Raw genomic sequence first — 23,969 nt, 5'->3', positions numbered from 1 at the left:
CCGTTATTCTCTGTCTTCTGGTGGGGTATCAAGCAAATTGTATTTCTTTAGATAGCCGCGTAATTGATGGTACGTTAGAGACAATCGTTCCGCGGTTTTCTTTTGATTGTATTGGCTATCAGCAAGGGCCTGCTTGATTAAATCAATTTCAAAGTCTTGTGAAAGCTCTTTCAAATCAACTGGAAAATGAAAGCTATTTGAGTTCAAGCCAGTAGAGTTGAGTTCGGTATCAATTGAATTCGCTTGGGGGGCCGTTGTTGTAGGTGCAATATCTACTACTGATGCATCTGGGATTTTTATTCTATCGGCAGTACGCATTCTTGTGGCAGGGCGATATATGGACTCAAATGGGTCGAGTATAATATTATGCACTGGAATATCAGGGTTATTAGCACGATACACTGCGCGCTCGACAACGTTTTTAAGTTCTCGAATGTTGCCTGGCCATTGATATTCAAGCAAGGTGCGTTTAGCTTTTTCAGTAAAACCACTAAATACTTCCATTTCGAGTTCTCGCGCCATATTGATCGCAAAATGTTCAGCTAGCATCATGATGTCATCTTTGCGTTCACGAAGTGGGGGCAGGGTAATAACATCAAACGCTAGTCTGTCGAGAAGGTCAGCTCTGAACTCCCCTGTTTGGGCGAGCCCTGGTAAGTCCTCATTGGTGGCTGCGATCAAGCGAATATCTACTTTTACACTCTTTGAACCACCCACTCGTTCAAATTCACCGTATTCGATAACCCGTAATAATTTCTCTTGAATCAACCCTGATGTGTTCGCCAGCTCGTCTAAAAAAAGGGTACCGTTATCTGCCGCCTCAAATCGACCCTCTCTTCTTTTAGCTGCGCCGGTAAATGCACCCGCTTCGTAGCCGAAGAGTTCGCTCTCAAGCAAACTTTCACTCAGCGCAGCGCAGTTGAGCTTGGAATAGGTTTGGTCCCAGCGTTTAGACAAAAAGTGCAATCGGGCGGCTACACCTTCTTTACCTGTGCCTCGCTCGCCAATAATCAATACAGGTTTATTTAGCGGCGCAATTTGCGATATTTGTTCTAACACTTCGAGGAAACTATTGGATTGTCCTAACAAATTATCTTGTTGGCGAAAGCGGTTCATCAATATCCTCAAAAAGTGGTCTAATCGACTAACTTGTGGTGTATGTAATTATAATTGTAGATCTCAGTCAACTGAGAGTAAATTAATATTTGTTTAAAATCAGATATTTAGTCATTACACTAAGTTGGCCTGCTAATTGAATAGTAATAACCAAGACGAGCTTCCAGCATATGCTAGTTGTTCACCATTAGCTGACATTATATAGAGGTAAAGACTATGGGTATATTCTCGCGTTTCACAGACATAGTGAACTCAAATATCAACGCCATTTTAGATAAGGCGGAAGATCCTGAAAAAATGGTGCGCTTAATTATTCAAGAAATGGAAGACACATTGGTTGAAGTACGTTCAGCCTCGGCGAAAACAATCGCTAATAAAAAGGAAATTACAGCGCAAATTAGCAAATTGCAAAACGAGGGGCGTGACTGGCAGAGCAAAGCTGAATTAGCGATCAATAAAGATCGAGAAGATCTTGCTCGTGCTGCTCTGCAAGAAAAGAAAAAGTGTGATGAATATGCGGTAACGCTTGACGCTGAGCTATCAGCGGTAGATGAGCAAATTAGTAAATTGCAAAGTGAAGTGACACAATTACAAGATAAACTGGCAGATGCTAAAGCACGTCAGAAAACGATCATCATGCGCCAAAAAACGGTAAGTTCTCGGTTGGATATTAAGCGTACCTTGAACGATGGCAAAGTCGATGCTGCTATGGGACGCTTTGAGCAATATGAGCGTAAAATAGATGATTTGGAGTCTCAAGTGGATGCATATGATCTTGGTAAAAAAACCTTAGCAGACGAGTTTGCTGATTTAGCCGCCGATGATGACATAGATGATGCGTTAGCGGCATTGAAGAAGAAAGTGAAGAAGCAATCAGCTGACTCGAAAAACCAAGACTAATATCGATTAAAGGAGAAAGGTTGTGGAAGATATCATTGGGATAATTATTGCGCCAATCATCATATTTATGGTGATTGTCGCCCCGATTTGGTTAATTTTGCATTACCGCAGTAAGAAACAAATTAGCCAAGGATTGTCTGATGAAGAATACGCTACCCTTCAAGGGCTGGCTGACCGAGCAGAGAAAATGGCAGATAGGATCCACACGTTAGAATCAATTCTTGACGCTGAGGCACCGCAGTGGAGAAACAAGGTATGAATACCAGAGGCGAGTTAACACGTGACCCTGACAAAGGTAAAATTGCCGGGGTGTGTGCTGGAGTAGCAGAGTACTTTGGCATCGAGTTATGGCTAGTTCGTATATTAGTGGTATCTGCTTTCTTCTTAACAGCGGGCACGTTTGTGGTGGTAAGTTATGTGGCAGCTTGGTTTATTTTAGAAAAAAAATCAACGCGACACGGTGCTTCTAGTGCTAAAAATGCCCGTCATCAAGGAGGGCAATCGACCTCAAGTGGTAAAGGGTGGCAAAACGCCAATGACGATGAAGAAGAGAAGGTAAAGGTAAAATCTAAGGTGTGGCAATCTGGCGAGCCCCCTAAGCAAGCCTTCGCGGATATAAAGCAGCGATTTGAGAAAAACGAAGTGAGACTAAGACAGATTGAAACGTATGTGACGTCTGCTCAATATCAATTAAATCGCGAAATTAATAATTTATAAACCTTGCTGTACCTGATTTTTAGGCCTGTGCCATGGTTACGCTTAGTAAACATGAGCAGGCCGATACCCTTTCAATTTAACCTCTTGCCTCCATATCGAATTACTTACCCTGTGTGATTGCTCTATGCTCGAGACCGTTCATTAGCTTAATAGGATGTCGCAATGAAAAAACTGTTAAATACCAGCCACATAATCGAAAAAGTGAAGCATAACGTCAAAGTGACTGGGGCACGTATCGCCGATAGGCATCTTAATCTTGCAGTGACCGGTTTGAGTGGTAGTGGCAAAACAGCTTTCATTACCTCGATTGTTAATCAGCTATTAGAAGCAAATGAAACGGCTGAATTACCCTTTTTCTCAGTGGTGCGAGAAGAGCGTTTGATTGGGGTAAAGCGTGAAGCACAACCCAATCTCAGTTTAAGACGATTTGCCTATGAGCAAGCGATGCAAGCGCTGAATGCTTCACCGCCGACTTGGCCTGAGTCAACGACTGGCATCAGTCAAGTCAGGCTGCATATTCGTTATCGCAAAAACTCCGGTTTATCCCGCTATATAAGTGAGGATACCAAGCTCACACTTGATATTACTGATTATCCGGGCGAATGGTTGCTCGACTTACCGTTATTGGAAATGGATTTTTTAGCTTGGTCAGAACATTGTGAATCCGAGCTGCAGTCACCGGAGCGTCATGAACTTGCCAGCGATTTTCTGATAGCCAGAGATGCGCTAGATTTAGACGCGGAGGGAGATGAACTCGGCCTAAAACACGTTGCCAAACTGTATACTGATTATCTGCATAAGTGTCGCGGTGCTGGGTTTCAACTGCTGCAACCTGGGCGCTTTATTTTGCCAGGTGAGTTGGCCGGTGCGCCGGTGTTGGACTTTTTCCCATTATCAGCACCACAGATTGAAGGACTAGCACAAAATCGCAAGCGAAAGGGCAGCAATCAAGATTTGCTTTTCAGACGCTATGAACACTATCAAGAACAAGTCGTTAAACCGTTTTATGTGGAGCATTTTAAACGTTTTGATCGCCAGGTTGTATTGGTGGATTGTTTATCTGCGTTAAATTATGGCAAAGCCCATTTTGACGATTTGCAGCGCGCATTGAATTGGCTGCTAACCAGTTTCGCCTACGGAAAGTCGAATTTATTATCACGTTTGTTCACGCCTAAAATTGATAAACTCATTTTTGCTGCAAGCAAAGCCGATCATGTCACTCCTGATCAGCAAAGCAACTTAGTGAAGTTGTTGGACTCCATGCTACACAATGCAAGAAAACAAATGCAATTTGAAGGAGTATCCACAGAATCTACAGCAATAGCTGCCATTCGGGCGTCTCGTGCTGGTAGAGCTGAACATGCGGGGCAAGATATGCAGATTTTGCAAGGCACAGATGCTGACGGAAAACCCATTCGTTTATTTCCAGGTGATGTACCAGCGAAATGCCCGGACAGTCAATTTTGGCGTCAGCAGGGTTTTGATTTTCCACGTTTCGCACCGCCAGTCAGAGAGGAGAGTCATGCATTGCCGCATATCAGAATGGACAGAGTCTTAGAGTTTATTCTTGGAGATAAAATACGATGAGTACGCTTGACAACAATATTGACATACCAGAGGTTGAAGGTAAGGAAGGCCCAGCGAATATCAAGTCCAAGGTACTTTTACCCTCCCAATCTGAAGATGTTCCACTTGAACCTATTCGACGCGCCGCCACTATCGATCCTGCTGCAAATTGGCAGGCGTTGGCACAAGATGAGTATGAATTTGAAAATACGCATGAGAACGATGTTGATAAAAATATTCCCAAACGTAAACGATGGTTGGTAAAGTTTTTCACTATGCTGAGCGTTGTTGTGCTGCTTGCAAGCTTTATAGAGATAGGCCTTTTTATACGTGATATGTATCTAAGCGAAGATTGGCTTAGTGGTATTTGGTTGGCCGTTGGTGTGTCCATATTAGTGTTAGTATTTGGTGCTTTGTACAGTGAGTGGCGCGGATTAAAGCGCCTTAAAAGACAAAGCGCTTCCCGCCAAACCTCTTTGGAGCTTTACGCGACACCGGCAATAGGGCTGGCTAAACAACATTGTTTAGACATTGCTAATACGCTGCCAGTAGGCTACGAAAACGAGGTAGCGTTGTGGCAAAAAAGTATTGATGAGCACCATACCGACACTGAAGTATTGAGTTTGTTCGAACAACAAGTCATCACCAAGGTGGATCAAGCTGCACTGGCTAAGGTGATGCGCAATGCAGGTGCGTCAAGCGTGATGATCGCAGTGAGTCCGTTTGCGTTGGTGGATATGGCAATTGTGCTGTGGCGAAATATTCGCATGATGCAACAGGTGAGTGAAGTGTACGGTGTACACTTAGGGTATTGGGGGCGCATAGCTTTAATACGGCAAGTGTTTAAGAATATGCTTTATGCAGGTGCTGCTGAAATAATCTCTGACGCAGGCAATTATGCCCTTGGGGCAAGTATTACTGGCAAGCTGTCCACTCGTATCGCTCAAGGAATGGGGGCGGGGGTACTTACTGCTAGAATTGGTTTAAACGCGATCCATAGTTGTAGGCCCTTACCTTGGCTGTCAGTGAAACGACCCGGTTTAAATCAATTAAGTAAGAAAATATTGACAGATTTGCATAACCAGTTGAAATAATCGCTTTTATCTAGGGCTTGTGGACCTTTATAGTGATGCACTTCTGCAGCCCGTAAGCCATTTACGGGACGTGAATCTGTACAGAGTTAGTGGCTTTGCATTAAAAGCATCTAGCGCAGTATGAGTTGCGCATAGGTGTTATATGGGGAGGGATATTGGTGCGCTTTACTCATTGTTATACCCCTAACTCAACCACAAGATTTGCAGGTTTATCTTTTGATTAACCTAGCCTCCAAACAAGCCGAAATTCGTCGAGAGAAGTTAAACAGTCCCTATGTTTTTTAAATCACGGTGAATACTGTCCCGTAGTTTAATGTTTACGTTTTGTAATTTTATTGTTGCTGTCTTGTGTCTTCTGATTTAGCCAGTTTTGGGTAGACTTCGTGCGAAGAATGACTCAAATATGGCAGTTTTGTTATTATGACTAAGCAATCTCAATATATCTCTCATGATCCTGATGCAAATGGTGTTGTTCATTGGAGTGACTCTGAAAATAAAAGGTGGCAGCGCCTGTTTCATCAGCAAAAAGGTCTATTAAATGGACGTGCGTGTGACGAATACTTGCAAGGTTTAGCGTTACTTAATTTACCAGAGGATCGTGTGCCGCAACTGGCAGAGGTTAATGCCGTACTGGCAGAGACTACGGGGTGGCAGGTCGTTCAAGTTTCCGCCTTAATTAACTTCGATTCGTTTTTCAAATTACTGGCTAACAAGCAGTTCCCCGTCGCGACATTTATTCGCAATGAAGAGGAGTTTGATTACTTACAAGAGCCAGATGTATTCCATGAAATATTTGGCCACTGTCCATTACTTACCAACCCTGATTTTGCTCATTTTACCCATACCTATGGCAAACTCGGATATGCCGCCTCGCCAAAAGAACGTCAGTATTTAGCGCGCCTTTATTGGTTTACCGTTGAATTTGGGTTAGTGAATACTGATAAAGGATTGCGTATCTATGGTGGTGGGATTTTATCCTCTCCTAAAGAGACTCGCTTCGCGCTGGAAAATGCCAGCGCTGACCGTCGAGCAATGAACCCACTCGTGATGATGCGTACGCCTTATCGAATCGATATTATTCAACCTATTTATTTTGTCATTGACTCGCTTTCGTCGCTGTTTGACTTAGCTAACTCAGATATTATGGCGTTAGTGGAGCAGGGACGGGAATTAGGTCTATATCCGGCTATGTTTGAGCAAAAGAACAGCGTAGCTAGCTAGCAGCACTTACATTTCGTAACAAACTGCAGAGAATCTAACCACCTAAAGGCACATCTGAATAGTTTTATGAGGTGTGCTGCCGTGTAACTTTGTGTAATAATATCTTTACATCAATTAGAATTAAGAATTGCTATGCGTCTGGAAATAAGCTGTCAGGACCGTTTGGGGATCACGCAAGATGTCCTAGATATTTTGGTCAGTCACGAGGTCGACTTACGCGGTATTGAAATCAATGAAATGGGCAAGATTTACCTAAGCTTCCCGAATATGGATTTCGAGCATTTTCAACATCTGATGCCAAAAATTAGAAAAATAGCTGGTATCGATGATGTGAAAACTATTCCTTTTATGCCCCTTGAACGGGAGCAAAATCAGTTGCGCGCACTTCTACAAACCTTACCAGACCCTGTGTTTTCTGTTGATACTAAAGGGCGGATTTTGCTTATTAATGATGCGGTTACAGCTAGTTTAGAAACCGAGCGTGAAGCATTGATCGGTGTTGACATCGATGAGTTAGTGAAAGGGTTTAATACACTGCGCTGGTTAGAAAGTAAGAAAATTACCAGCCTTACGCAGAAAGTACGTTTCATTGAGCAAAATTACTTAGCCGATATCTTACCCGTCATGGTACCTGATTCTGGAGGCGACCCTATTTTAGCTGGTGCAGTATTTATACTGAAGTCAGAACAGCGCCTTGGGCAGCAATTAACCGTATTTCACGAGGCATCACTTGACAGTTTTATGTCTATTCAAGCGTCGAGCAAGGTGATGAAAAAAGTGGTTCGTGAGGCTAAGCGGATGGCTGAGCTTGACGGCCCAATTATATTGTACGGTGAAACAGGCACAGGCAAAGAGTTAATCGCCCAAGCCTGTCACGAAGCAAGTCGAAGAAAAGATGCCAGTTTCTTAGTGCTAAATTGTGCTTCACTGCCTGATAACGTGGCGGAAACTGAGCTGTTTGGGTATGCCGCTGGCGCATTTGGGCAAAGTACAGGTAAGGAGGGATTACTTGAACTTGCACAGGGCGGAAGTTTATTCCTTGATGAAGTCGGGGATATGTCGCCTCAACTTCAAGCGAAATTACTACGTGTGCTTCAAGATGGAAAGTTTAGACGCGTTGGTGATACTAAAGAAGTGAAAGTGGATGTCAGGTTTATTTGCACAACGCAAAAAGATCTTGCTCAGTTGGTCCAGGAGGGACGTTTCCGGGAAGACCTGTATTACCGCTTAAATGTACTTAGTTTGGGAATTCCGCCATTGCGTGAGCGAAAAATGGACATCATTCCTTTAGCGGAGACCTTTTTGAAGCAGCATAGCCTGACGCTGGGTCGTAAAGTCCCTAAGTTGACCAAATCCTGTGTCGATTATATTCAAGCTTACCCTTGGTTTGGCAATGTGCGTCAGTTAGAGAATGTGCTTTATCGGGCGGTCTCTTTGCTGGAAGGCAATGATCTGGGAAAAGAGCATATTCAAATCCCTTCAAGTGCCAATGCCATGAGTTTTGTGACCGAAGACTTCGATGGTAGTTTAGACGAAGAAGTAAAACGCTTTGAAAAAAGTATTTTGCAGCGGCTTTACCCGAGTTACCCCAGCTCCAGGCTTTTAGCAAAAAAACTGGGGCTTAGTCATACCGCTATCGCGAACAAGCTTCGTGATTATGGCATCAATAAAAAGTCCGTAAAGATATAGCTACAGCTTTGTAGCGTAAAGCTGACAACCTGACACTCAATGTTGGCTATTCTGGCCGCTTAAAACGAGCAAAAATGTAATGTAAAGTTTATGTTACTTTTTGTTCACTTCGTTTGTTTTAACGAATCATCTTTACCCTCTATTCACCACATCGTTTTTACGCTCTATTAGTGCCCTACCTAAAAACAATAACGAGAATATTATGTGTTCAGATACGCACTACAATCCATTAAATACCGACGGTTTCGAATTCGTCGAATATACCGCAGCCGATGAAAAAGGAATTAAGGATTTAGCTGATTTGTTTACCTCTTTAGGATTTGCTGAGGTAGCAAAACACAGATCAAAGCGTGTTTGGTTGTACAAGCAGGGCGACATTAACTTCATAATAAATGCTGAACCTGCTTCGCAAGCAGAGGAGTTCGCTAGGCTGCGCGGCCCTAGTGTTTGCGGCATGGCGTTTAGAGTAAAAGACGCTAAGATTGCGTTCGATCACGCACTTGAGAATGGCGCAAAAGCATTTGTAGGGAACTTAGGGGCTATGGAGCTGAATATTCCTGCGGTATATGGGATAGGGGAGAGCACACTTTACTTTGTCGATCGCTATGGTGATGATTCTATTTATGAGGTGGATTTTCGCTTTTACCCTGACTGGCGTGAGAAAATGAAAGTGTGCGACGCTGGTCTCTTGACTCTGGATCACCTAACGCACAATGTGAAGCGCGGCAACATGGCAGTGTGGGCAAACTTCTATGAGCGATTGGGTAATTTTAGAGAAATTCGCTATTTTGATATCGAAGGGAAATTAACGGGTCTGGTGAGCAAGGCTATGACATCACCATGCGGAAAAATTCGTATTCCAATCAATGAATCTTCTGACGATAAATCCCAAATTGAAGAGTTTATTCGTGAATATAATGGAGAGGGTATTCAGCATATCGCGCTCTCTACTGATGATATTTATCAGACTGTTAAAACCTTACGCAATGTAGGAGTTAACTTCATGGATACCCCTGACACCTATTATGAAGGTGTTGACACTCGCGTTGCTGGACACGGTGAAAATTTGGCTGACTTACAAAGCTTAAAAATCTTAATTGATGGTGCGCCAATGAAAGACGGAATTTTGCTGCAGATTTTCACTGATACGGTTATCGGACCTGTGTTTTTCGAGATAATCCAGAGGAAAGGGAATGAGGGGTTCGGGGAAGGAAACTTCAAAGCGCTGTTTGAATCGATTGAGCAAGATCAGATACGTCGCGGTGTTATTGATCAAGAAAGTTAACCTAATGAAGCTAATAGTAATTGGCGTCGCAGTGCGCAAGGTTTCGGTTTAATTTTAAGTTGATATGGCTGCGCTAGCTAATGTTTAAACTAATAATGAAGCAGACTTAACCTGCTTCATTATATAGCATATTACTGCTGTTTGATAGGTAACTCTGTGGTGTTCTTCACTTGTTTTAAAGCAAAGGTTGAACTGAGGTGATCCACTAAAGGTAGATGAGTCAATTTAGACTTGAGTAAATGTTCGTATTCTTCGATGCTCTCGACAATGACTTTTAACAAATAATCTTTGTCACCACTGGTGGTGTGACACTCAACTATTTCATCTATATTTTGCACCGCTTTTTCGAAATCATTCAATGATTCCCCGTCGTGATTTTTCAGCGTCACGTATATAAATACTGATACACCCAAGTTAAGCTTTTTACTGTTAAGAAGGGTCACTTTTTGCAAAATAATGCCGTCAGCTTCCATTCTTTTAACTCGGCGCCAACATGGAGTATGAGATAGCCCAACTTTTTGACTTAACTCAGCCATCGACACGGTGGCATCTTTTTGCATCACTCTTAAAATTTCGCGGTCGAACTTGTCCAATTTCATCATTAATTTTCAATTTTTAGCGAAGTAAAATTCGCGGCTAGCATGCTGAATATTTCTATCATTTTCAAGCACAAATATTAGGATATATATCCTATATTAAGTATTGGATAATGACCACTGTTGCAAGGTAGTAATTCTGTCACATTAACATCGCAAGGCATGTCCTCTTTGATCTGCGCTAGTATAGCGACAAGTTTCGCTAACCTTACTCAGAGTACTACTAGAATGTCTGTTTTTGACCATATCGAATTTGATGAACATGAACACGTCGCTTTTTGCCACGATAAAAAGACCGGATTAAAAGCCATTATTGCTGTGCACAATAGCTATCTAGGTCCCGCTCTTGGTGGCTGTAGGATGTGGCCATATGCTAATTCGGATGAGGCTCTGAACGACGTGCTTAGATTGTCAAAAGGCATGACCTATAAAGCGGCAATGGCGAATCTAAATCAGGGGGGCGGTAAAGCCGTTATCCTTGGGGACCCTCGCGTGCATAAAACTGCTGATATGATGCGTGCAATGGGCCGCTTTGTGGAAAGTCTAAGTGGTCAATACATCAGTGCAGAAGATTCGGGCATGTCAGTAGCTGATCTACAAATCATGGCTGAGGAAACGACACATATTTCAGGAACCAGAGCATCCTACCATTTTGCAGGAGAGGAAGCAGATGGAAACCCCGCACCCTCAACAGCTTATGGCGTATTTACAGGCGTTAAAGCGTCTGTCAAATATCACTTTGGCTCTGATTTACAGGGTAAGAAAGTCGCTATTCAAGGACTAGGTCATGTTGGTTACAGGCTCGCTGAGCACTTGCATCGTGAAGGGGCTGAGCTATTTGTTGCTGATATATACCCTGAAGGGGTAAATCGAGCGAAAGAAAAACTAAATGCAACGATCGTATCACCCGATGAAATTCTTACGTTAGACGTGGATGTGATCGCCCCTTGTGCAATGGGCGCTACTGTTAATCGTCAGTCGATAAGTACGCTAAAAGCAAAGGTCATTGCAGGAGCGGCAAATAATCAATTGGCGTCGGAAGATTTAGGTGAATTGCTTAAAGATAAAGGGATCTTGTATGCCCCTGACTACGTTATTAATGCTGGAGGGATTATCGATATTTACCATCAAAAGATGTTGAGTTCTAACGAAGCATTAAAAACGCACTTGGAGAAAATTGGCGCAACACTAATGGAAGTATATACACGTGCCGATGAACAAAACTTAGCCACTAATAGGGTCGCTAACACTATTGCTGAAGAAAAATTCAAAAAATAGTGGCAAAAAAGTCCTTATATTAAGGATGTGGCTTGCATCTAAATTTAGTTTTGTCATAATGCGCCGCCTAACTGATGTAGAGCAACTTTATATCATTTAGGCAAGTTTCTATGGTGGTTCTTTGGTCCCTCCGCAATGATACTCTGTGAACTCGGTCAGGCCTGGAAGGGAGCAGCCGCAGCAGACGACTCATGTGCCGGAATGTGGCTGGAGAACCGCCACCCAATTCCCCGTACCAGCTTATTTATTATCTTTTTTAGCTAAAAATTGAATGGCTTTATTCACTGCGTCCTGTGTATTCATCTCCATTTGCTGACGCTCGCTCTGCGCCAAATAAAAAGACATGTCTACTTCGTAACGTATATACCTAGGTGGCAGCTGGTTCAATGCTAAACAGCATAGGTCGGCAATGTAATCTTCGTCATTTGCAAGTGGCAGCTTCAGCTCAGCAATATGCGCAAGTACCAAGTGTTCATAATAGTTATGTATATCATCATCAAGTTTCATTGGTTTAACCTTATCTGTTTTACGTGAACCTCGTGCGAGGGGGGTAATTTGCACTGCATCTTTTTAATGTCATCAGCATAAGCCAAGTTAATATTTATGAAAGAGTTTGTTTCAGTCGTATACGTTCTATTTTCAAGAAGAACAATAATCAGCAAGTGGTGCGCTTGCGAGTCGAATTCGCAACTTTAATTGTTGAAATTGTAAATATTAATTTACTTTTTAAGCCCTATATTAGCATTTCACTAATAACTTTTAATTATTAGATGTTCTAAAGCATTGACCTAAGCAAGTTTGTTTGGATACTATTCAAATGAGGTTCACTACCTTTACTTAATAAAAATCGTATTAACGAATAAACACTAAACACATAATAGTGGTCCAGGGAGACATACATGTTTACAAACTCAAAGTTGACGAAGTCGATTCGTTTAGCTATGGCTGTTGGTACAGTTGCAGCTATTTCATCTAGCAACGTCTACGCCCAAGAGACAGAAGCCTCTGTCGAATCGGTAGAAAAAATATCAGTTACTGGTTCTCGTATTCAAAAAGCCAATCTTGTTAGCGCAAGCCCTGTTGTTGAAATCAGTGCTGAGGATATCGCGGTAAGTGGTGTAACTCGAATTGAAGATTTACTAAATGACATGCCGCAGATTTTCGGTGGTCAAAACTCTGGTACTGCCAATGGCGCAACCGGCACCGCGACAGTTGACTTACGCAATTTGGGTTCAAATAGAACTTTGACACTCGTTAATGGGCGTCGTATGCCCGCAGGTTCACCAGTTGCTGGTGGTATAGGTGGAGATGTTAACCAGATCCCTGCAGGGTTGGTCGAACGTATCGAAGTGCTAACGGGCGGTGCATCTGCCACGTATGGTTCTGACGCTGTAGCTGGGGTTGTTAACTTCATCATGAAGGATGACTTCGAAGGTGTTCAGTTTGATTATCAGCACAGCTTTTATCAGCATGATAATGACAACGCATTTATGCAAGGTCTGGCAGCAGATTCAGGTTTTGATTTTGCCAACGGTAGTGTGAAAGACGGACACGCTAATGATTTCTCAGTTCTATTAGGAGCGAACACAGCTGATGGCCGCGGTAACGTTACCATGTATGCTAGCTATCGTAATATTCAAGCCGTAAGCCAGAGCAGCCGTGATTACAGTGCCTGTGCGGTATCCGGTTCTCCACTTGGTTGCGTTGGTTCAGGCACAATTGCTGAAGGCCGTATTACCGATTTTGGATTGAACGGTGTAGCTGATCCTCTTGTAAACCTAGGTAATACAACGTCATTCGATTTTAAAGTTCAAGGTGACGAGTTCGTTCCTCGTGATGGCACGACTTATAACTATGGCCCGCTTAACTATTTCCAACGTCCTGATGTACGTAAAACATTCGGTGCTCTAGGTCACTATGATATCAATGATAATCACACAGTTTACGCTGAAGCTAACTTCATGGATAACCGCAGTGTGGCACAGATCGCTCCTTCTGGTGCTTTCTTTGTAACCACCACTTTAGATTGCGCAAACCCATTACTATCACAACAACAATTTGATGTGACTTGTGGTGCAAACGGATTAACTACTGACGACGTTTTAGGTAACGCTTATATTGGCCGCCGAAATGTTGAAGGTAACCCCAGACAGGATGATCTCCGTCATACTTCTTTCCGTGGCGTAGTTGGTGCTCGTGGCTTTATTAATGACAACTGGTCATATGACATTTTTGCTAATTATGGCACTACGTCATTCATTCAAACTTATCGTAACGAGTTATCAATCACTCGCATAGGTAGGGCGTTTGACGCTGTTACAGACCCTGATAGTGGAGAGGCGGTTTGTCGCTCCGCTATTCCTGACGCCAATGGTGTTGTAGTTGATTCAGCTTGTGTACCTTGGAATGTATTTTCAAGTGACTCAGTAACCCAAGAAGCACTAGGTTACGTAACGCTACCTTTATTTGCTCGCGGTGACGTTGAAACTACTCAAGTGAGTGGTTATGTTGCAGGTGACTTAACAGACCTTGGCTTTGTTGTACCTGGCACATCGACCGGCGTTAACGTAGTCGTTGGTTTTGAGCGAAGAGAAGAAACGCTAGATTTCGAACCGGATCAAGGTTTTGAAAGTGGCGATGGTGCAGGGCAAGGTGGTCCAACATTAGGCGTCAGTGGCGGTTTCACTGTGGAAGAACTTTTCGCAGAAGCAAGCATCCCGTTAGTTCAAGATGTTGATTTTATGCAAGAGCTTAATTTAGAGCTAGCGTACCGTTACTCTGATTACTCAACTGACAAATCAACGAATACGTATAAGTATGCTGCTGATTGGAAAGTGAATGATGATGTTCGTGTTCGTGCTAGCTTCCAACGAGCGGTTAGAGCAGGTAACGTTCGAGAACTATTTAGAGCACAAAGCTTAGGCTTGTTCAATATGAACAATGACCCATGTGCTGCAGATGACGATGGAAACATTGAGTTCACACGTGAGCAGTGTATTAATACTGGCCTAAGTGGCGCTGCATATGATGCTGGTGGTGCACCAAGTAACCCTGCTGGTCAATATAACCAAATTACAGGTGGTAACCCAGATCTTGAGCCAGAAGAATCTGATACTGTTTCTTACGGCATTGTTTACGCTCCGAGCGACATGCCTGGATTTAGTTTAGCTCTTGATTATTTCGATATTGACGTTACGGGCGCAATTGGTGGTGTTTCATCTGAATTTATCATTCGGGAATGTGGTACGACTGGTAATGAAGAATTTTGTAGTTTAATCAATCGTGGTGGATCGGGTAGCTTGTGGTTGGGCCAGGATAGCGTTACATCAACAGACATTAACTTAGGTTTCTTCGCCACTGCAGGTGTTGATTTTGATGCCGCATATGAATTTGGTATCGGTGATATGGGTGATATCAAGTTAAACCTAGTAGGTACTTTCCTCACGAAATGGGATCAGAAAAATACACCTAGTTCAGATGTTGTAGATTGTTTAGGTAAGTGGGATCGTTCAATCTGTGGTGTTGACACTGCAGGCCCTACACCTGAAATGCGCTATAACTTACGTACTACTTGGATTTCTCCTTGGGATGTTACTGTAACCGGCACTATGCGCTATGTTGATGGTACTGATGAATTAAATGGTGGCGATAATGCCGTTTCATTGAAGTCTAAGACTTACTTCGATCTTACAGGTAACTGGAATGCATTCGAAAATGCGTCATTCCGCTTAGGTGTAAACAACTTGTTTGATGTTGAACCTCAGGTCATCGGTAATGCTCCAGCTGGATCTGCTAATGGTAACGTATTCCCTGGGCCATACGATGTTTTAGGACGTTATGTGTTTATGGGTGTTTCAGTTAGCTACTAATGCTTTAGAGACTAAATAGATGTAGTATAAAAAGGCACCTAGGTGCCTTTTTTTATGAGTAAATTCAGTCACCTCTTGGAAGTTTCAACTGATATGGCGAGTATTCCAGATTTTATAATCGAAAAAATTAATAAGGCATACCAATTACATGCGCTCGGACGGCATGCTGAAGCTTTGGATTTATTGAATAACACCTTAGCGACAACCTCAATTAAGGAGCCTGTGCTTAGAGCGCTAGTCCAGCTATGTATAGAGTCCAAAAATATTGAGACAGCGATTACTGGCTTAGAGCAATTGGCTTTAATTGCCTCTTCACCAACTGTATATATCAGAAATCTATATTCACTTTGTTACTCAAATGGTCAGAACGCCCGAGCTATAAATTATTTGCGTAGATATGTATCCGATAAACCAACAGATCCCGAGGGGTTATATAACCTGGCGGACGGTTGCAGGCGCGAGCGGCTTTTCGATGAAGCGCTTCAACACTATAGTCTGGCGATTGAATGCGGTTTTTCTGATACATCACTCGTCAAGCTCAATATGGCGGATATACAACAACAGATTAATAGAGAAAGTGAAGCCATCATTATATTGACAGAGATATTGGACCGAGAGCCAACGTACTTGCCTGCATTATTCAACTTAGCGAGTCTTTATGATGAGTCAGCGGACAAGGAGCGTGCAAATGAACTGTACCAAAAGATCTTAGCTATTCAACCTGACCACGCTTTGGCCATGTCACGGTTAGCAACTATGAGCGGCAATGCAATTGAAAGTGAGAGGCTAATTTTGAAAATTAAATCAGCGCTTTCTGCAAACGAGTACACCCCAGAGGAACTAGAGTCTTTGTATTTTGCTTTGGGCAAGTTAAATGATGACTGCAAAAGGTATGAGCAAGCTGCGCAGTATTACGTGTTGGGTAATGAGTTACAAATCGAAAAATCATTACCCTATAACCCATTGGAACAGGAGAAATTGACCCAAGACATCTGTAGCGCTTTCGATTCTCTGTTAGTTAGATCAAAAGATATGGACTCTGAGGATGCGTTTTCACCCATTTTTATCTGTGGCATGTTCCGTTCTGGTTCGACACTCGTAGAGCAAATTTTATCTGCGCATCCGAAGGTTGAATCAGCAGGTGAAATAGACTTTCTTAAAAAGGCAGTAGAAAAGTTTTGCCCCAATTTTCAAGAGGCTATAAACCTCAATGAGGAAAGCCTCATTAGCATTTCACAAGAATATAAAAAAAATGTGAAAAGCTATCTATCTAACCCTCTGTTTTTCACAGATAAAAATCCAGTTAATTTCACTTTAGTTGCTTTAATTAAGCGCTTGTTTCCGCAAGCCAAATTTATATTTACGCAGCGAGAGCGACTAGACAATTGTTTGTCTGTTTATTTTCAACAACTAGATAACACACTTAACTATGCTTCAAGCTTAATCGACACTAAGCATTATTATGATGAGCAAATGAAGTTGTTGAATCACTGGCAAAGTGTTTTGAGCAATGATGATTATTTGATACTGAACTATGAATCGCTTGTGACTAATTTTGATACTGAGCTAATGAAATTATTAAAATTTTTAGGTTTGCAATGGAGTGATTCATGTTTAACGTTTTACGGACAGAAGAAGCGAATCAAAACCGCGAGTATTTGGCAAGTCAGACAACCAATGAATACAAACTCTATTTTGCGGTGGCAGAACTACAAGCCGTATCTAAAAGATTTAGATGATTAACGGGGATATTAAGCGCCCACGTTAGAAATTTGTACAAACCATGAAAAGGGTGGGTCATCTTTAACTGATAGTCGCTCGCATATGATCTTTGAAAAGCCTTTCGCTAGAAAGGGGGCCAGTAGTTGACCTACCTGCTCTTCATCCATCGCGGCATTCACCATAGAGGACATTCTATTTTTAAAGTTATTAAACTCTAGTTCGGTAGAAGTAAGCCAAGCCTTAACTTCATCTTCACTATGAGATTCAATGTTCTCATACATGAAACCCATGTCATTTAATATCTGGACGAGTAAGCTCTTCGAGGGGCTATTCGTTGAGACGATTAATTGCTTGTATTGTTCAATAACAGGGGCAAAGTCGGCATCAGCTTTATGGAATGCTACGATAGGAATCCTACCGTCGATTACAGCATAACCGGCAGTAAAAGCGTCTAGCGCTTTTTCAAAAAGATTAAGAGATAAGACATTTTCAAATAGTTGCTGTTTTTCATAACAATCTTCATAAATAGCACCATTTTTATAGTGGATAACAGCGGCAAACGTCCCTGAACACTTTAAAACTCTAGCAAATTCTTTAGCAGCATGTATTGGCGCATATTCAATGCCGAACTGGCTTACAGCTATATCAAAGCTATTAGGCTGATAAGGTAAACTAGCGCAATCCGCTTGAAACGCAGTGGTGATGCCTAAACGTTCTGCTACATCTCTAACAGCATTGAATGACGTATCAACACAATGAATATCAAAACTGCGGGCACTGGCAACTTTGCCCTGTGTTAGGGCAAGTTCACTGAGAATTCCCTTTCCACAAGCCAGGTCGATTAATTTTGTGGTGCAATGAGGAGTTATGGCCCGACTTAAAAAGTCAGACCAATGTGCTTGCAAGTAATCTTGAAGGGGGGTGTTTTCTTCAAACGCAGCGGTATTGGTTGTTTTTCCCCAATGGCTATCCCAAGCCGTTAATTTAGAGCCGTCAGTATCATTTACAGTAGTTCCCACTTCATTCATTACTGCTGACTAGATGCCTGACCTCTACGCTGCATTCCCTCAACCATCATTTTAGAGTCGCGAGATTGCTGTTCCCTTTGTGCTTTAGTTGTACAGATTCTTTCAGGAAGTCTTGAACCAGTTACGGTGACGTTTTTGCATAACAACCCTGTTCGATCAACGGACTCTTTAGATGCGCATAGCTCCTCATCACCTTTATTTTCTTTTACGCATTGGCTAAAGGCTGACTTTTTCTGTGCAACTTCATTGCTTGAACATGCAGCTAACGACAAAGTACTTAAAACTAGTCCTGCTAGAAGTGTGTTATTCATCTTGTAATTCCCTTATATGTAAACGTTATTGTTTTTTTGAGATATACAATATCGAAGTTTGGTTGAGATAACAAACTCAAACAATTGCCTTCGTCTGCTGTTTAGGGTTATGCCATGTAACGATAAACTGACATCATATTTACTATCAGAAGAGGTTGACCTATACCCAAATTAGGCGGTGATTGACCGGATGGACGTAAAATTGAGATCAATTTTATTAATGTTAATTCCTAAAAGAATTTTACTCACCTATAAATTGATATGAATTTATTTTGAATATCTATAACTATTGGTACTTAATTTGTACGAAAAATATCCATGTTTGCGCGTGCAACCTCCATTTTGTTCAAAAAATAGTTCAAACTCTTGAATAGCTGATTTTTTACTTTTCTTTTTTCGCTCAATTTTGTTGTGCTTAATACATGTGTCACCTTGACAATTCGCAGGGTTCCATGTGAATATCTTGAAGTCTTAGTGTTAAATTCCATTAATGCTAAGCCCCTATAACTTATAAAGCTTAGAAGCCCCTTGCGACTTTTTTTACCCGTCGGCGAGGATCCAAAACAAGAAAATTGGTTGGGAATTATGTCCAAAATGAGCAAGAGAAACCTTATTGCTTCTACCGTTATCGGTGCACTAGCACTCGGTAGTAGTGCTGTTGTCTCTGCAGACCCGTTGAATGACCTTCATAAAGAAGAGTCTAAGATTCACGTGGATGCAGCGAAGTCTCAAGAAAAAATTAACAAACTATACGAGCAATCGTTAGACATCTTTTCTGAATATCGCCAAGTAGTTGATGAAACAGAAAACCTTAAAGTTTATAACGACTATCTAGCAACATTGGTTGCAGACCAGCAGCGCGGTATCGATTCTCTTCAACGTCAGATTGACGGTATTGAAGGTGTTAAACGCGGTGTTGTTCCGTTAATGTTCAGAATGATCGATAGCTTAGAGCAGTTCATTGAACTCGATATTCCAATTAACCTTGAAGAACGTCATGCTCGTGTTGAGCGCCTTCGTGACGTTATGGCTAATTCAAACGTAACAACATCAGAGCAGTTCCGCCAGGTGATTGAAGCGTACCAAATTGAAAATGAATACGGTCGCGGGATTCGTTCGTATCAAGGTAAACTTGATTTCGAAGGAACTGATATCACAGTTGATTTCTTCAACTTAGGACGTACTGCTTTAGCAGCGCTTTCTTTAGATCAGAAAAACGCTTGGGTGTGGGATAACGATGCAAGAGCATGGCAGAAACTGGGTGACGAATACCTAAGTTCTGTTATCAAGGCTGTGCGTATGGCCAACAAACTCGTGCCAGCTGACCTAATCAAACTACCCATTAAAGCTGCGGAGTAATATCGATGAAAACAATCTATAAATCAGTATTAGCTGCGGCATCGGTAGCTTTATTCGCATCTTCAGTGCATGCGGCTACGTCTCTTGAAGACTTACTGCAAGAAGTTAAGAAGAACCGAGTTTCTGAAGCTCGTATCAATAAAGAACGTGAAGCAGAGTTCCAATCAGCTCGCGCTGATAAACAAGCTCTTCTTAGAAAAGCACAGGCTTCATTGAAATCTGAACAAACTCGCGGTGATAACCTTGCCAAGAAATATTCAGACAACGAAGTAGCGCTTGCAGAGAAAGAACAAGAGCTTAATCAAGCGACTGGTACACTTGGTGAAATGTTTGGTGTAGTACGTCAAGCATCTTCTGAAGCATTCGGTCAGATTTCAACGTCTATCGTAAGTGCTGAGTTCCCAGGTCGTGGTGAATTTTTGAAGCGTATGTCAGAAGAGTCGAAAGGCCTTCCTAACATTCAAGAGTTGGAAGATTTGTGGTTTGCATTGCAAACTGAAATGACTGAATCTGGTCAAGTATCACGTTTCCAAACCGAAGTAATTAGCTTGGATGGTGGTTCTACAACGCAAGAAGTTGTGCGCGTGGGTACCTTTAACTTGGTAGGTGATCAAGGTTACTTGGTCTATGACGATGAAAATGAAATTGTTCAGCCTTTAGGTCGTCAACCTGACGGTTACTTAGTTGATTCTGCAGAAGAGTTATTGGCTGCTAAATCTGGCTTAGTACCTTTCTTCGCAGACCCTTCAAGTGGTGGTATCTTAGGTTTGCTTAAAGAAAAAGCAACTATGACTGAGCGCTATCACGCAGGTGGTGTAGTAGGTTACGTGATTACTGCAATGTTGATTCTTGGTCTACTCATCGGTCTTTATAAGATTGTTACGTTGACTATTATCAGCGGCAAGATGCGTTCGCAGTTGAATAATACAGGTAATCCTTCTAGTGGTAATCCACTTGGTCGTATCCTACAAGTTTACAAAGATAACAAAGCTTCTGATGCTGAGAATCTTGAACTTAAACTTGATGAAGCGATTCTTAAGGAACTTCCTAAAATTGAAAGCGGTATTAACATTATCAAGATTTTCGCAGCTATCGCTCCGTTACTTGGTTTGTTAGGTACGGTATTGGGTATGATTGCTACGTTCCAACAAATCACTTTGTTTGGTACAGGCGACCCAAGATTGATGGCTGGTAGTATCTCAATGGCGTTGGTAACAACAGCTCAAGGTATTATTGCGGCATTACCATTGATTCTTATGCACAGCATTGTTGCTGGTCGTAGCAAATCAATCGTTCATATCCTAGATGAGCAGACTGCTGGCATAATTGCGGCACACGCTGAGTCGGAGAAAGCATAAGATGTTATACCTGATAGAACTATGGGAGTCTGTCAGGGACTTTATCGCTGCCGGCGGTGACGTTTTATACGTTGTCGCCTTAGCGCTCTTCTTAATGTGGGTTTTGATGATAGAGCGTTATTGGTACTTAGCTTCCGTATTCCCAAAAATGAGAAAAGAAATTGTCTCTAATTGGGATGCTCGAGAAGATACTACCTCTTGGTATGCGCATAGAATCCGTGACGCATGGATTTCGCAAGCATCCGATGGACTTAGTGCAAGAATGTTATTGATTAAAACTCTTGTTGCAATGTGTCCGTTAATCGGCCTTTTAGGGACGGTTACTGGAATGATCGGCGTTTTCGAAACAATGGCAACACAAGGCACAAGTAACCCGCGCCTTATGGCTGCTGGTATTTCAATGGCTACGATTCCAACAATGGCTGGGATGGTCGCTGCTTTATCTGGCGTGTTTTTTAGCTCTCGTCTTGAGGCGAAAGTAAAAATGGCGAAAGAAAAGTTAGTTGACAGTTTGCCCCATCATTAGAGAGAGGAATTTATGGCTCGCAAAGTACGTGTTGAAGAAGAAGATGCTGCGATAGACATGACGCCGATGTTGGACATCGTGTTTATCATGCTGATCTTCTTTATTGTAACGACTGTTTTCGTTAAAGAAGCGGGCATTGAGGTTAACAAACCTGGTGCTACGCAAGCTATTATGCCTAAGAATGCCAACATCTTTATTGCGATCACAGAAGACGGTAACGTCTGGATGGATAAACGCGAAATCGATGTGGACAGCGTTCGTGCTAACTTAGAGCGTCTTATGGCTGAACAGCCATCGGATGTAGTAATAGTTCAAGCTGACGAAAATGCAGAACATGGTGTGGTGATCGAAGTAATGGATCAAATAAAAGCTGCAGGTATAGATCGCATTTCTATTGCTGCTAAGGGGAGCTAATATGGGACGTTTAATTGTTTCTGTACTCCTTGGTGGGGTAATCGCATTCGTATTATTTGTTGTCATGGCTAAGTTAATTGCTAACTCGTCACGCCCAGCAGATAAAGTACCGCCTGCGCCTGTTATTGATATAGTTATGTCGACACCAGACGATAGTACTCAGACTAGAACTCGAGTGCCGCCTCCGCCTCCGCCACCGCCTCAACAGCCTCCAAAATTGGAGCCAGTTGAGCCAGATACGGCAGATGCTAATACTGATGGCTTGAGTTTTAATATGCCAGCAGTTGATATTGGTGGAGCATCGGTTGATATCGGTGGTGTAGGTGCAATGCAACGAGACGGTGATGCTACGCCTATCGTTCGAATTGAACCGAAATACCCTGCACAAGCTGCTCGTGATGGTAAAGAAGGGTGGGTTAAACTGTCTTTCACCATCAACGAGGTGGGTGGTGTTGAAGATGTCGACGTTATCGAAGCTGATCCTAAGCGTGTATTTGACCGTGAAGCTAAACGTGCACTGAGAAAGTGGAAGTATAAGCCTAAGGTTGAAGACGGTAAGCCTATGAAGCAGTTCGGTATGAAAGTTCAGTTAGACTTTAAGTTGGATCAATCATAATGAATAAATATTTTAAAACATTGTTGGTTGGCGCAACGTTTGCTGCTTCTACATTAAGTTCCAGTTTCGTTAGTGCTCAGTCCGCGGCGATCGTTTGTCCTGGTTACAAACGTGGTCCAACGAATATTCCTAGTGAGAGAACCGGTAAGAAAGTACAGAAAGCATTCGAAGCATATAATGAAGATTTGGTTGACGAAGCCCTATCTATTTTGTATGAAATCGATACTTCGCAAACTTTTGATCGGGCTTTCACTGACCGATTCATTGGTAACTTATTGGCCACTAAGTCAGAAAGTGGGCCTAAGGCTTTAGAGTATTTAGAGAAGTCAGTAAACTCTAAAGCGCTTAATGACACTGAGCAAGCTGGTACCTTGCGTTTAATTGCAGATTTGAATATGCAAGAAAAACGTTATGAACAAGCTGTTAAGCGTTATCAAGAGTGGATGGACTTTACCTGTAAAGAAGACGCAGATGTGTATCTTCGTATGGGCCAAGCGCTTTACGAAACCCAAAAATACGCTGATATGATCGCCCCTTTGAATAAGTCAATCGAGTTAGATGACAAGCCTAACAAAAATGCTTATGCATTGAAGTTGACCTCTTATTACAGTCGTAAGATGTATAAAGAAACCGTCGATGTAGCTGAGGAATTAGTAAAAATATTTCCTGAAAACAAAGCGAATTGGACGCAACTTGGTTTCTTCTACATGCTAGTAGAAGACTATAAGAAAGGTTTGTCTACATTTGAGATGGCGTACAATCAAGGTTACTTGACGAAAGCAGCAGAAATTAAGGCATTGACTCAGTTGTACGCAACGAATGAGATCCCTTACAAAGCTGCAATGGTATTCGAAAAGAACGTTGAAAGTGGTTTAATCAAACGTGATGACAAAGCACTGACTAACCTTGCAAACTCTTGGCATCAGGCTAAAAACCACTTAAAAGCTGCCAAGTACTATGGCGAAGCTGCTAAGATGAATTCAGACCCTGACCTTTATCGTAAACAAGGTACGCTATTGCTAACGGCTGAAAAGTACAGTGATGCACTTGCTGCCCTTCAAAAGGCATTGGATGAGGGCGCAGATGACCGCGGTCGAATCCATATGGCGATGATGGAAGCTAATTTTTATACTGGCAAATACAGAAGTGCCTACAAGCACGTCTTAGAAGCTAAAAAGGATAAATCAACTTCACGTAGTGCGAGAAGTTGGGAGCCTTATATAAAAGAGAAAGCTAAGAATCGCGGCATTACGCTTTAGTCATATTAGATAGTAGTTCGTTAAAAAGGCTCCCTTGTGGAGCCT

Annotated in this window: 22 protein-coding genes and 1 other RNA gene; 18 read left to right on the top strand and 5 right to left on the bottom strand. The window is 42.2% G+C overall.

All coding sequences use genetic code 11. The features are described 5' to 3' along the window. Positions 1-3: 3 nt before the first annotated feature. The gene (gene pspF / locus GMES_RS15480; RefSeq protein ID WP_006993679.1) at positions 4-1,116 is read right to left on the bottom strand and encodes a phage shock protein operon transcriptional activator; all 1,113 of its coding nucleotides are present in this window, start codon (positions 1,114-1,116) and stop codon (positions 4-6) included. A 216-nt stretch (positions 1,117-1,332) separates the two neighbouring features. Here pspF and pspA point away from each other — a divergent pair, with 216 nt between their 5' ends. The 8 genes from pspA (at position 1,333) to hppD (ending at position 9,588) form a co-directional block, all read left to right on the top strand. Beyond that, on the top strand, positions 1,333-2,016 hold the full coding sequence (gene pspA, locus GMES_RS15475; RefSeq protein ID WP_006993678.1) for a phage shock protein PspA: 684 nt from the start codon (positions 1,333-1,335) through the stop codon (positions 2,014-2,016). A gap of 22 nt (positions 2,017-2,038) precedes the next feature. Then, complete coding sequence (pspB, locus tag GMES_RS15470) at positions 2,039-2,275, top strand: envelope stress response membrane protein PspB (RefSeq protein ID WP_006993677.1); 237 nt, start codon at positions 2,039-2,041, stop codon at positions 2,273-2,275. Next, entirely contained in the window at positions 2,272-2,733 is a 462-nt protein-coding gene (gene pspC, locus GMES_RS15465) for an envelope stress response membrane protein PspC (protein WP_006993676.1), read from the top strand. Before pspB ends, pspC begins: the two co-directional genes overlap by 4 nt. Before the next feature lie 162 nt (positions 2,734-2,895). After that, positions 2,896-4,320: a YcjX family GTP-binding protein gene (locus GMES_RS15460; RefSeq protein ID WP_006993675.1), complete on the top strand. Its 1,425-nt coding sequence runs from the start codon at positions 2,896-2,898 to the stop codon at positions 4,318-4,320. Continuing rightward, positions 4,317-5,393: a YcjF family protein gene (locus GMES_RS15455; protein WP_006993674.1), complete on the top strand. Its 1,077-nt coding sequence runs from the start codon at positions 4,317-4,319 to the stop codon at positions 5,391-5,393. The genes GMES_RS15460 and GMES_RS15455 overlap by 4 nt, the downstream gene beginning before the upstream one ends. Positions 5,394-5,813: 420 nt before the next feature. Beyond that, positions 5,814-6,614, top strand: coding sequence for a phenylalanine 4-monooxygenase (gene phhA, locus GMES_RS15450; protein ID WP_006993673.1), 801 nt, complete (start codon positions 5,814-5,816; stop codon positions 6,612-6,614). 132 nt (positions 6,615-6,746) lie between these two features. Then, the gene (gene tyrR, locus GMES_RS15445; RefSeq protein WP_006993672.1) at positions 6,747-8,303 is read left to right on the top strand and encodes a transcriptional regulator TyrR; all 1,557 of its coding nucleotides are present in this window, start codon (positions 6,747-6,749) and stop codon (positions 8,301-8,303) included. A gap of 202 nt (positions 8,304-8,505) precedes the next feature. Then, complete coding sequence (hppD, locus tag GMES_RS15440; protein WP_006993671.1) at positions 8,506-9,588, top strand: 4-hydroxyphenylpyruvate dioxygenase; 1,083 nt, start codon at positions 8,506-8,508, stop codon at positions 9,586-9,588. A gap of 131 nt (positions 9,589-9,719) precedes the next feature. On the opposite strand, the gene GMES_RS15435 is transcribed toward hppD, so the two are convergent. Further along, positions 9,720-10,187 carry an Lrp/AsnC family transcriptional regulator gene (locus GMES_RS15435; protein WP_033186191.1) on the bottom strand — a complete coding sequence of 156 codons (468 nt, stop codon included), beginning with the start codon at positions 10,185-10,187 and terminating at the stop codon, positions 9,720-9,722. 225 nt (positions 10,188-10,412) lie between these two features. Between GMES_RS15435 and GMES_RS15430 the strand changes: the two genes are divergently transcribed. Next, a complete protein-coding gene (locus GMES_RS15430; protein WP_006993669.1) occupies positions 10,413-11,462 on the top strand; it encodes a Glu/Leu/Phe/Val dehydrogenase dimerization domain-containing protein in 1,050 nt (349 codons plus the stop codon). A 119-nt stretch (positions 11,463-11,581) separates the two neighbouring features. Next, positions 11,582-11,678: signal recognition particle sRNA small type (ffs, locus tag GMES_RS22300), an RNA gene on the top strand. 24 nt (positions 11,679-11,702) lie between these two features. Here the strand turns inward: ffs and GMES_RS15425 are convergent. Continuing rightward, positions 11,703-11,969 carry a late competence development ComFB family protein gene (locus GMES_RS15425; protein ID WP_006993668.1) on the bottom strand — a complete coding sequence of 89 codons (267 nt, stop codon included), beginning with the start codon at positions 11,967-11,969 and terminating at the stop codon, positions 11,703-11,705. 392 nt (positions 11,970-12,361) lie between these two features. Between GMES_RS15425 and GMES_RS15420 the strand changes: the two genes are divergently transcribed. Further along, complete coding sequence (locus GMES_RS15420; RefSeq protein WP_006993667.1) at positions 12,362-15,331, top strand: TonB-dependent receptor domain-containing protein; 2,970 nt, start codon at positions 12,362-12,364, stop codon at positions 15,329-15,331. 54 nt (positions 15,332-15,385) lie between these two features. Then, a complete protein-coding gene (locus GMES_RS15415) occupies positions 15,386-17,074 on the top strand; it encodes a tetratricopeptide repeat-containing sulfotransferase family protein (protein WP_006993666.1) in 1,689 nt (562 codons plus the stop codon). 8 nt (positions 17,075-17,082) lie between these two features. Here the strand turns inward: GMES_RS15415 and GMES_RS15410 are convergent, their stop codons facing one another. Next, positions 17,083-18,081 carry a class I SAM-dependent methyltransferase gene (locus GMES_RS15410; RefSeq protein WP_006993665.1) on the bottom strand — a complete coding sequence of 333 codons (999 nt, stop codon included), beginning with the start codon at positions 18,079-18,081 and terminating at the stop codon, positions 17,083-17,085. Further along, entirely contained in the window at positions 18,081-18,392 is a 312-nt protein-coding gene (locus GMES_RS15405; protein WP_006993664.1) for a hypothetical protein, read from the bottom strand. Before GMES_RS15405 ends, GMES_RS15410 begins: the two co-directional genes overlap by 1 nt. Positions 18,393-18,986: 594 nt before the next feature. Here GMES_RS15405 and GMES_RS15400 point away from each other — a divergent pair. From GMES_RS15400 to GMES_RS15375, 6 genes are read left to right on the top strand one after another with little or no spacing between them, the layout of a single operon-like run. Next, positions 18,987-19,751 (top strand): DUF3450 domain-containing protein, encoded by a 765-nt coding sequence (locus GMES_RS15400; protein ID WP_006993663.1) that lies wholly within the window; start codon positions 18,987-18,989, stop codon positions 19,749-19,751. A gap of 5 nt (positions 19,752-19,756) precedes the next feature. Continuing rightward, on the top strand, positions 19,757-21,109 hold the full coding sequence (locus GMES_RS15395) for a MotA/TolQ/ExbB proton channel family protein (protein ID WP_006993662.1): 1,353 nt from the start codon (positions 19,757-19,759) through the stop codon (positions 21,107-21,109). A 1-nt stretch (position 21,110) separates the two neighbouring features. Continuing rightward, positions 21,111-21,635: a MotA/TolQ/ExbB proton channel family protein gene (locus GMES_RS15390; RefSeq protein ID WP_006993661.1), complete on the top strand. Its 525-nt coding sequence runs from the start codon at positions 21,111-21,113 to the stop codon at positions 21,633-21,635. A gap of 12 nt (positions 21,636-21,647) precedes the next feature. Next, positions 21,648-22,049 (top strand): ExbD/TolR family protein, encoded by a 402-nt coding sequence (locus GMES_RS15385; RefSeq protein ID WP_006993660.1) that lies wholly within the window; start codon positions 21,648-21,650, stop codon positions 22,047-22,049. A gap of 1 nt (position 22,050) precedes the next feature. After that, a complete protein-coding gene (locus GMES_RS15380) occupies positions 22,051-22,665 on the top strand; it encodes an energy transducer TonB (protein WP_006993659.1) in 615 nt (204 codons plus the stop codon). Next, on the top strand, positions 22,665-23,924 hold the full coding sequence (locus GMES_RS15375) for a tetratricopeptide repeat protein (protein ID WP_006993658.1): 1,260 nt from the start codon (positions 22,665-22,667) through the stop codon (positions 23,922-23,924). The genes GMES_RS15380 and GMES_RS15375 overlap by 1 nt, the downstream gene beginning before the upstream one ends. Positions 23,925-23,969 lie beyond the last annotated feature (45 nt).

Source organism: Paraglaciecola mesophila KMM 241, assembly GCF_000315015.1.
GTDB lineage: Bacteria > Pseudomonadota > Gammaproteobacteria > Enterobacterales > Alteromonadaceae > Paraglaciecola > Paraglaciecola mesophila.
The sequence above is the reverse complement of the archived record's forward strand: the minus strand, read 5'-3'. Positions and strand labels throughout refer to the sequence as shown.

Bases quoted from the DNA above. Each gene is read 5' to 3' on its own strand.
- phhA (WP_006993673.1), top strand. From the start codon at position 5,814: ATGACTAAGCAATCTCAATATATCTCTCATGATCCTGATGCAAATGGT.
- GMES_RS15400 (WP_006993663.1), top strand. From the start codon at position 18,987: ATGAGCAAGAGAAACCTTATTGCTTCTACCGTTATCGGTGCACTAGCA.
- pspC (WP_006993676.1), top strand. From the start codon at position 2,272: ATGAATACCAGAGGCGAGTTAACACGTGACCCTGACAAAGGTAAAATT.
- GMES_RS15435 (WP_033186191.1), bottom strand. From the start codon at position 10,187: ATGAAATTGGACAAGTTCGACCGCGAAATTTTAAGAGTGATGCAAAAA.
- GMES_RS15380 (WP_006993659.1), top strand. From the start codon at position 22,051: ATGGGACGTTTAATTGTTTCTGTACTCCTTGGTGGGGTAATCGCATTC.
- GMES_RS15415 (WP_006993666.1), top strand. From the start codon at position 15,386: ATGAGTAAATTCAGTCACCTCTTGGAAGTTTCAACTGATATGGCGAGT.
- tyrR (WP_006993672.1), top strand. From the start codon at position 6,747: ATGCGTCTGGAAATAAGCTGTCAGGACCGTTTGGGGATCACGCAAGAT.
- GMES_RS15390 (WP_006993661.1), top strand. From the start codon at position 21,111: ATGTTATACCTGATAGAACTATGGGAGTCTGTCAGGGACTTTATCGCT.
- GMES_RS15460 (WP_006993675.1), top strand. From the start codon at position 2,896: ATGAAAAAACTGTTAAATACCAGCCACATAATCGAAAAAGTGAAGCAT.
- GMES_RS15375 (WP_006993658.1), top strand. From the start codon at position 22,665: ATGAATAAATATTTTAAAACATTGTTGGTTGGCGCAACGTTTGCTGCT.
- hppD (WP_006993671.1), top strand. From the start codon at position 8,506: ATGTGTTCAGATACGCACTACAATCCATTAAATACCGACGGTTTCGAA.
- pspA (WP_006993678.1), top strand. From the start codon at position 1,333: ATGGGTATATTCTCGCGTTTCACAGACATAGTGAACTCAAATATCAAC.
- pspF (WP_006993679.1), bottom strand. From the start codon at position 1,116: ATGAACCGCTTTCGCCAACAAGATAATTTGTTAGGACAATCCAATAGT.
- GMES_RS15385 (WP_006993660.1), top strand. From the start codon at position 21,648: ATGGCTCGCAAAGTACGTGTTGAAGAAGAAGATGCTGCGATAGACATG.
- GMES_RS15430 (WP_006993669.1), top strand. From the start codon at position 10,413: ATGTCTGTTTTTGACCATATCGAATTTGATGAACATGAACACGTCGCT.
- GMES_RS15425 (WP_006993668.1), bottom strand. From the start codon at position 11,969: ATGAAACTTGATGATGATATACATAACTATTATGAACACTTGGTACTT.
- GMES_RS15420 (WP_006993667.1), top strand. From the start codon at position 12,362: ATGTTTACAAACTCAAAGTTGACGAAGTCGATTCGTTTAGCTATGGCT.
- GMES_RS15410 (WP_006993665.1), bottom strand. From the start codon at position 18,081: ATGAATGAAGTGGGAACTACTGTAAATGATACTGACGGCTCTAAATTA.
- GMES_RS15405 (WP_006993664.1), bottom strand. From the start codon at position 18,392: ATGAATAACACACTTCTAGCAGGACTAGTTTTAAGTACTTTGTCGTTA.
- GMES_RS15395 (WP_006993662.1), top strand. From the start codon at position 19,757: ATGAAAACAATCTATAAATCAGTATTAGCTGCGGCATCGGTAGCTTTA.
- GMES_RS15455 (WP_006993674.1), top strand. From the start codon at position 4,317: ATGAGTACGCTTGACAACAATATTGACATACCAGAGGTTGAAGGTAAG.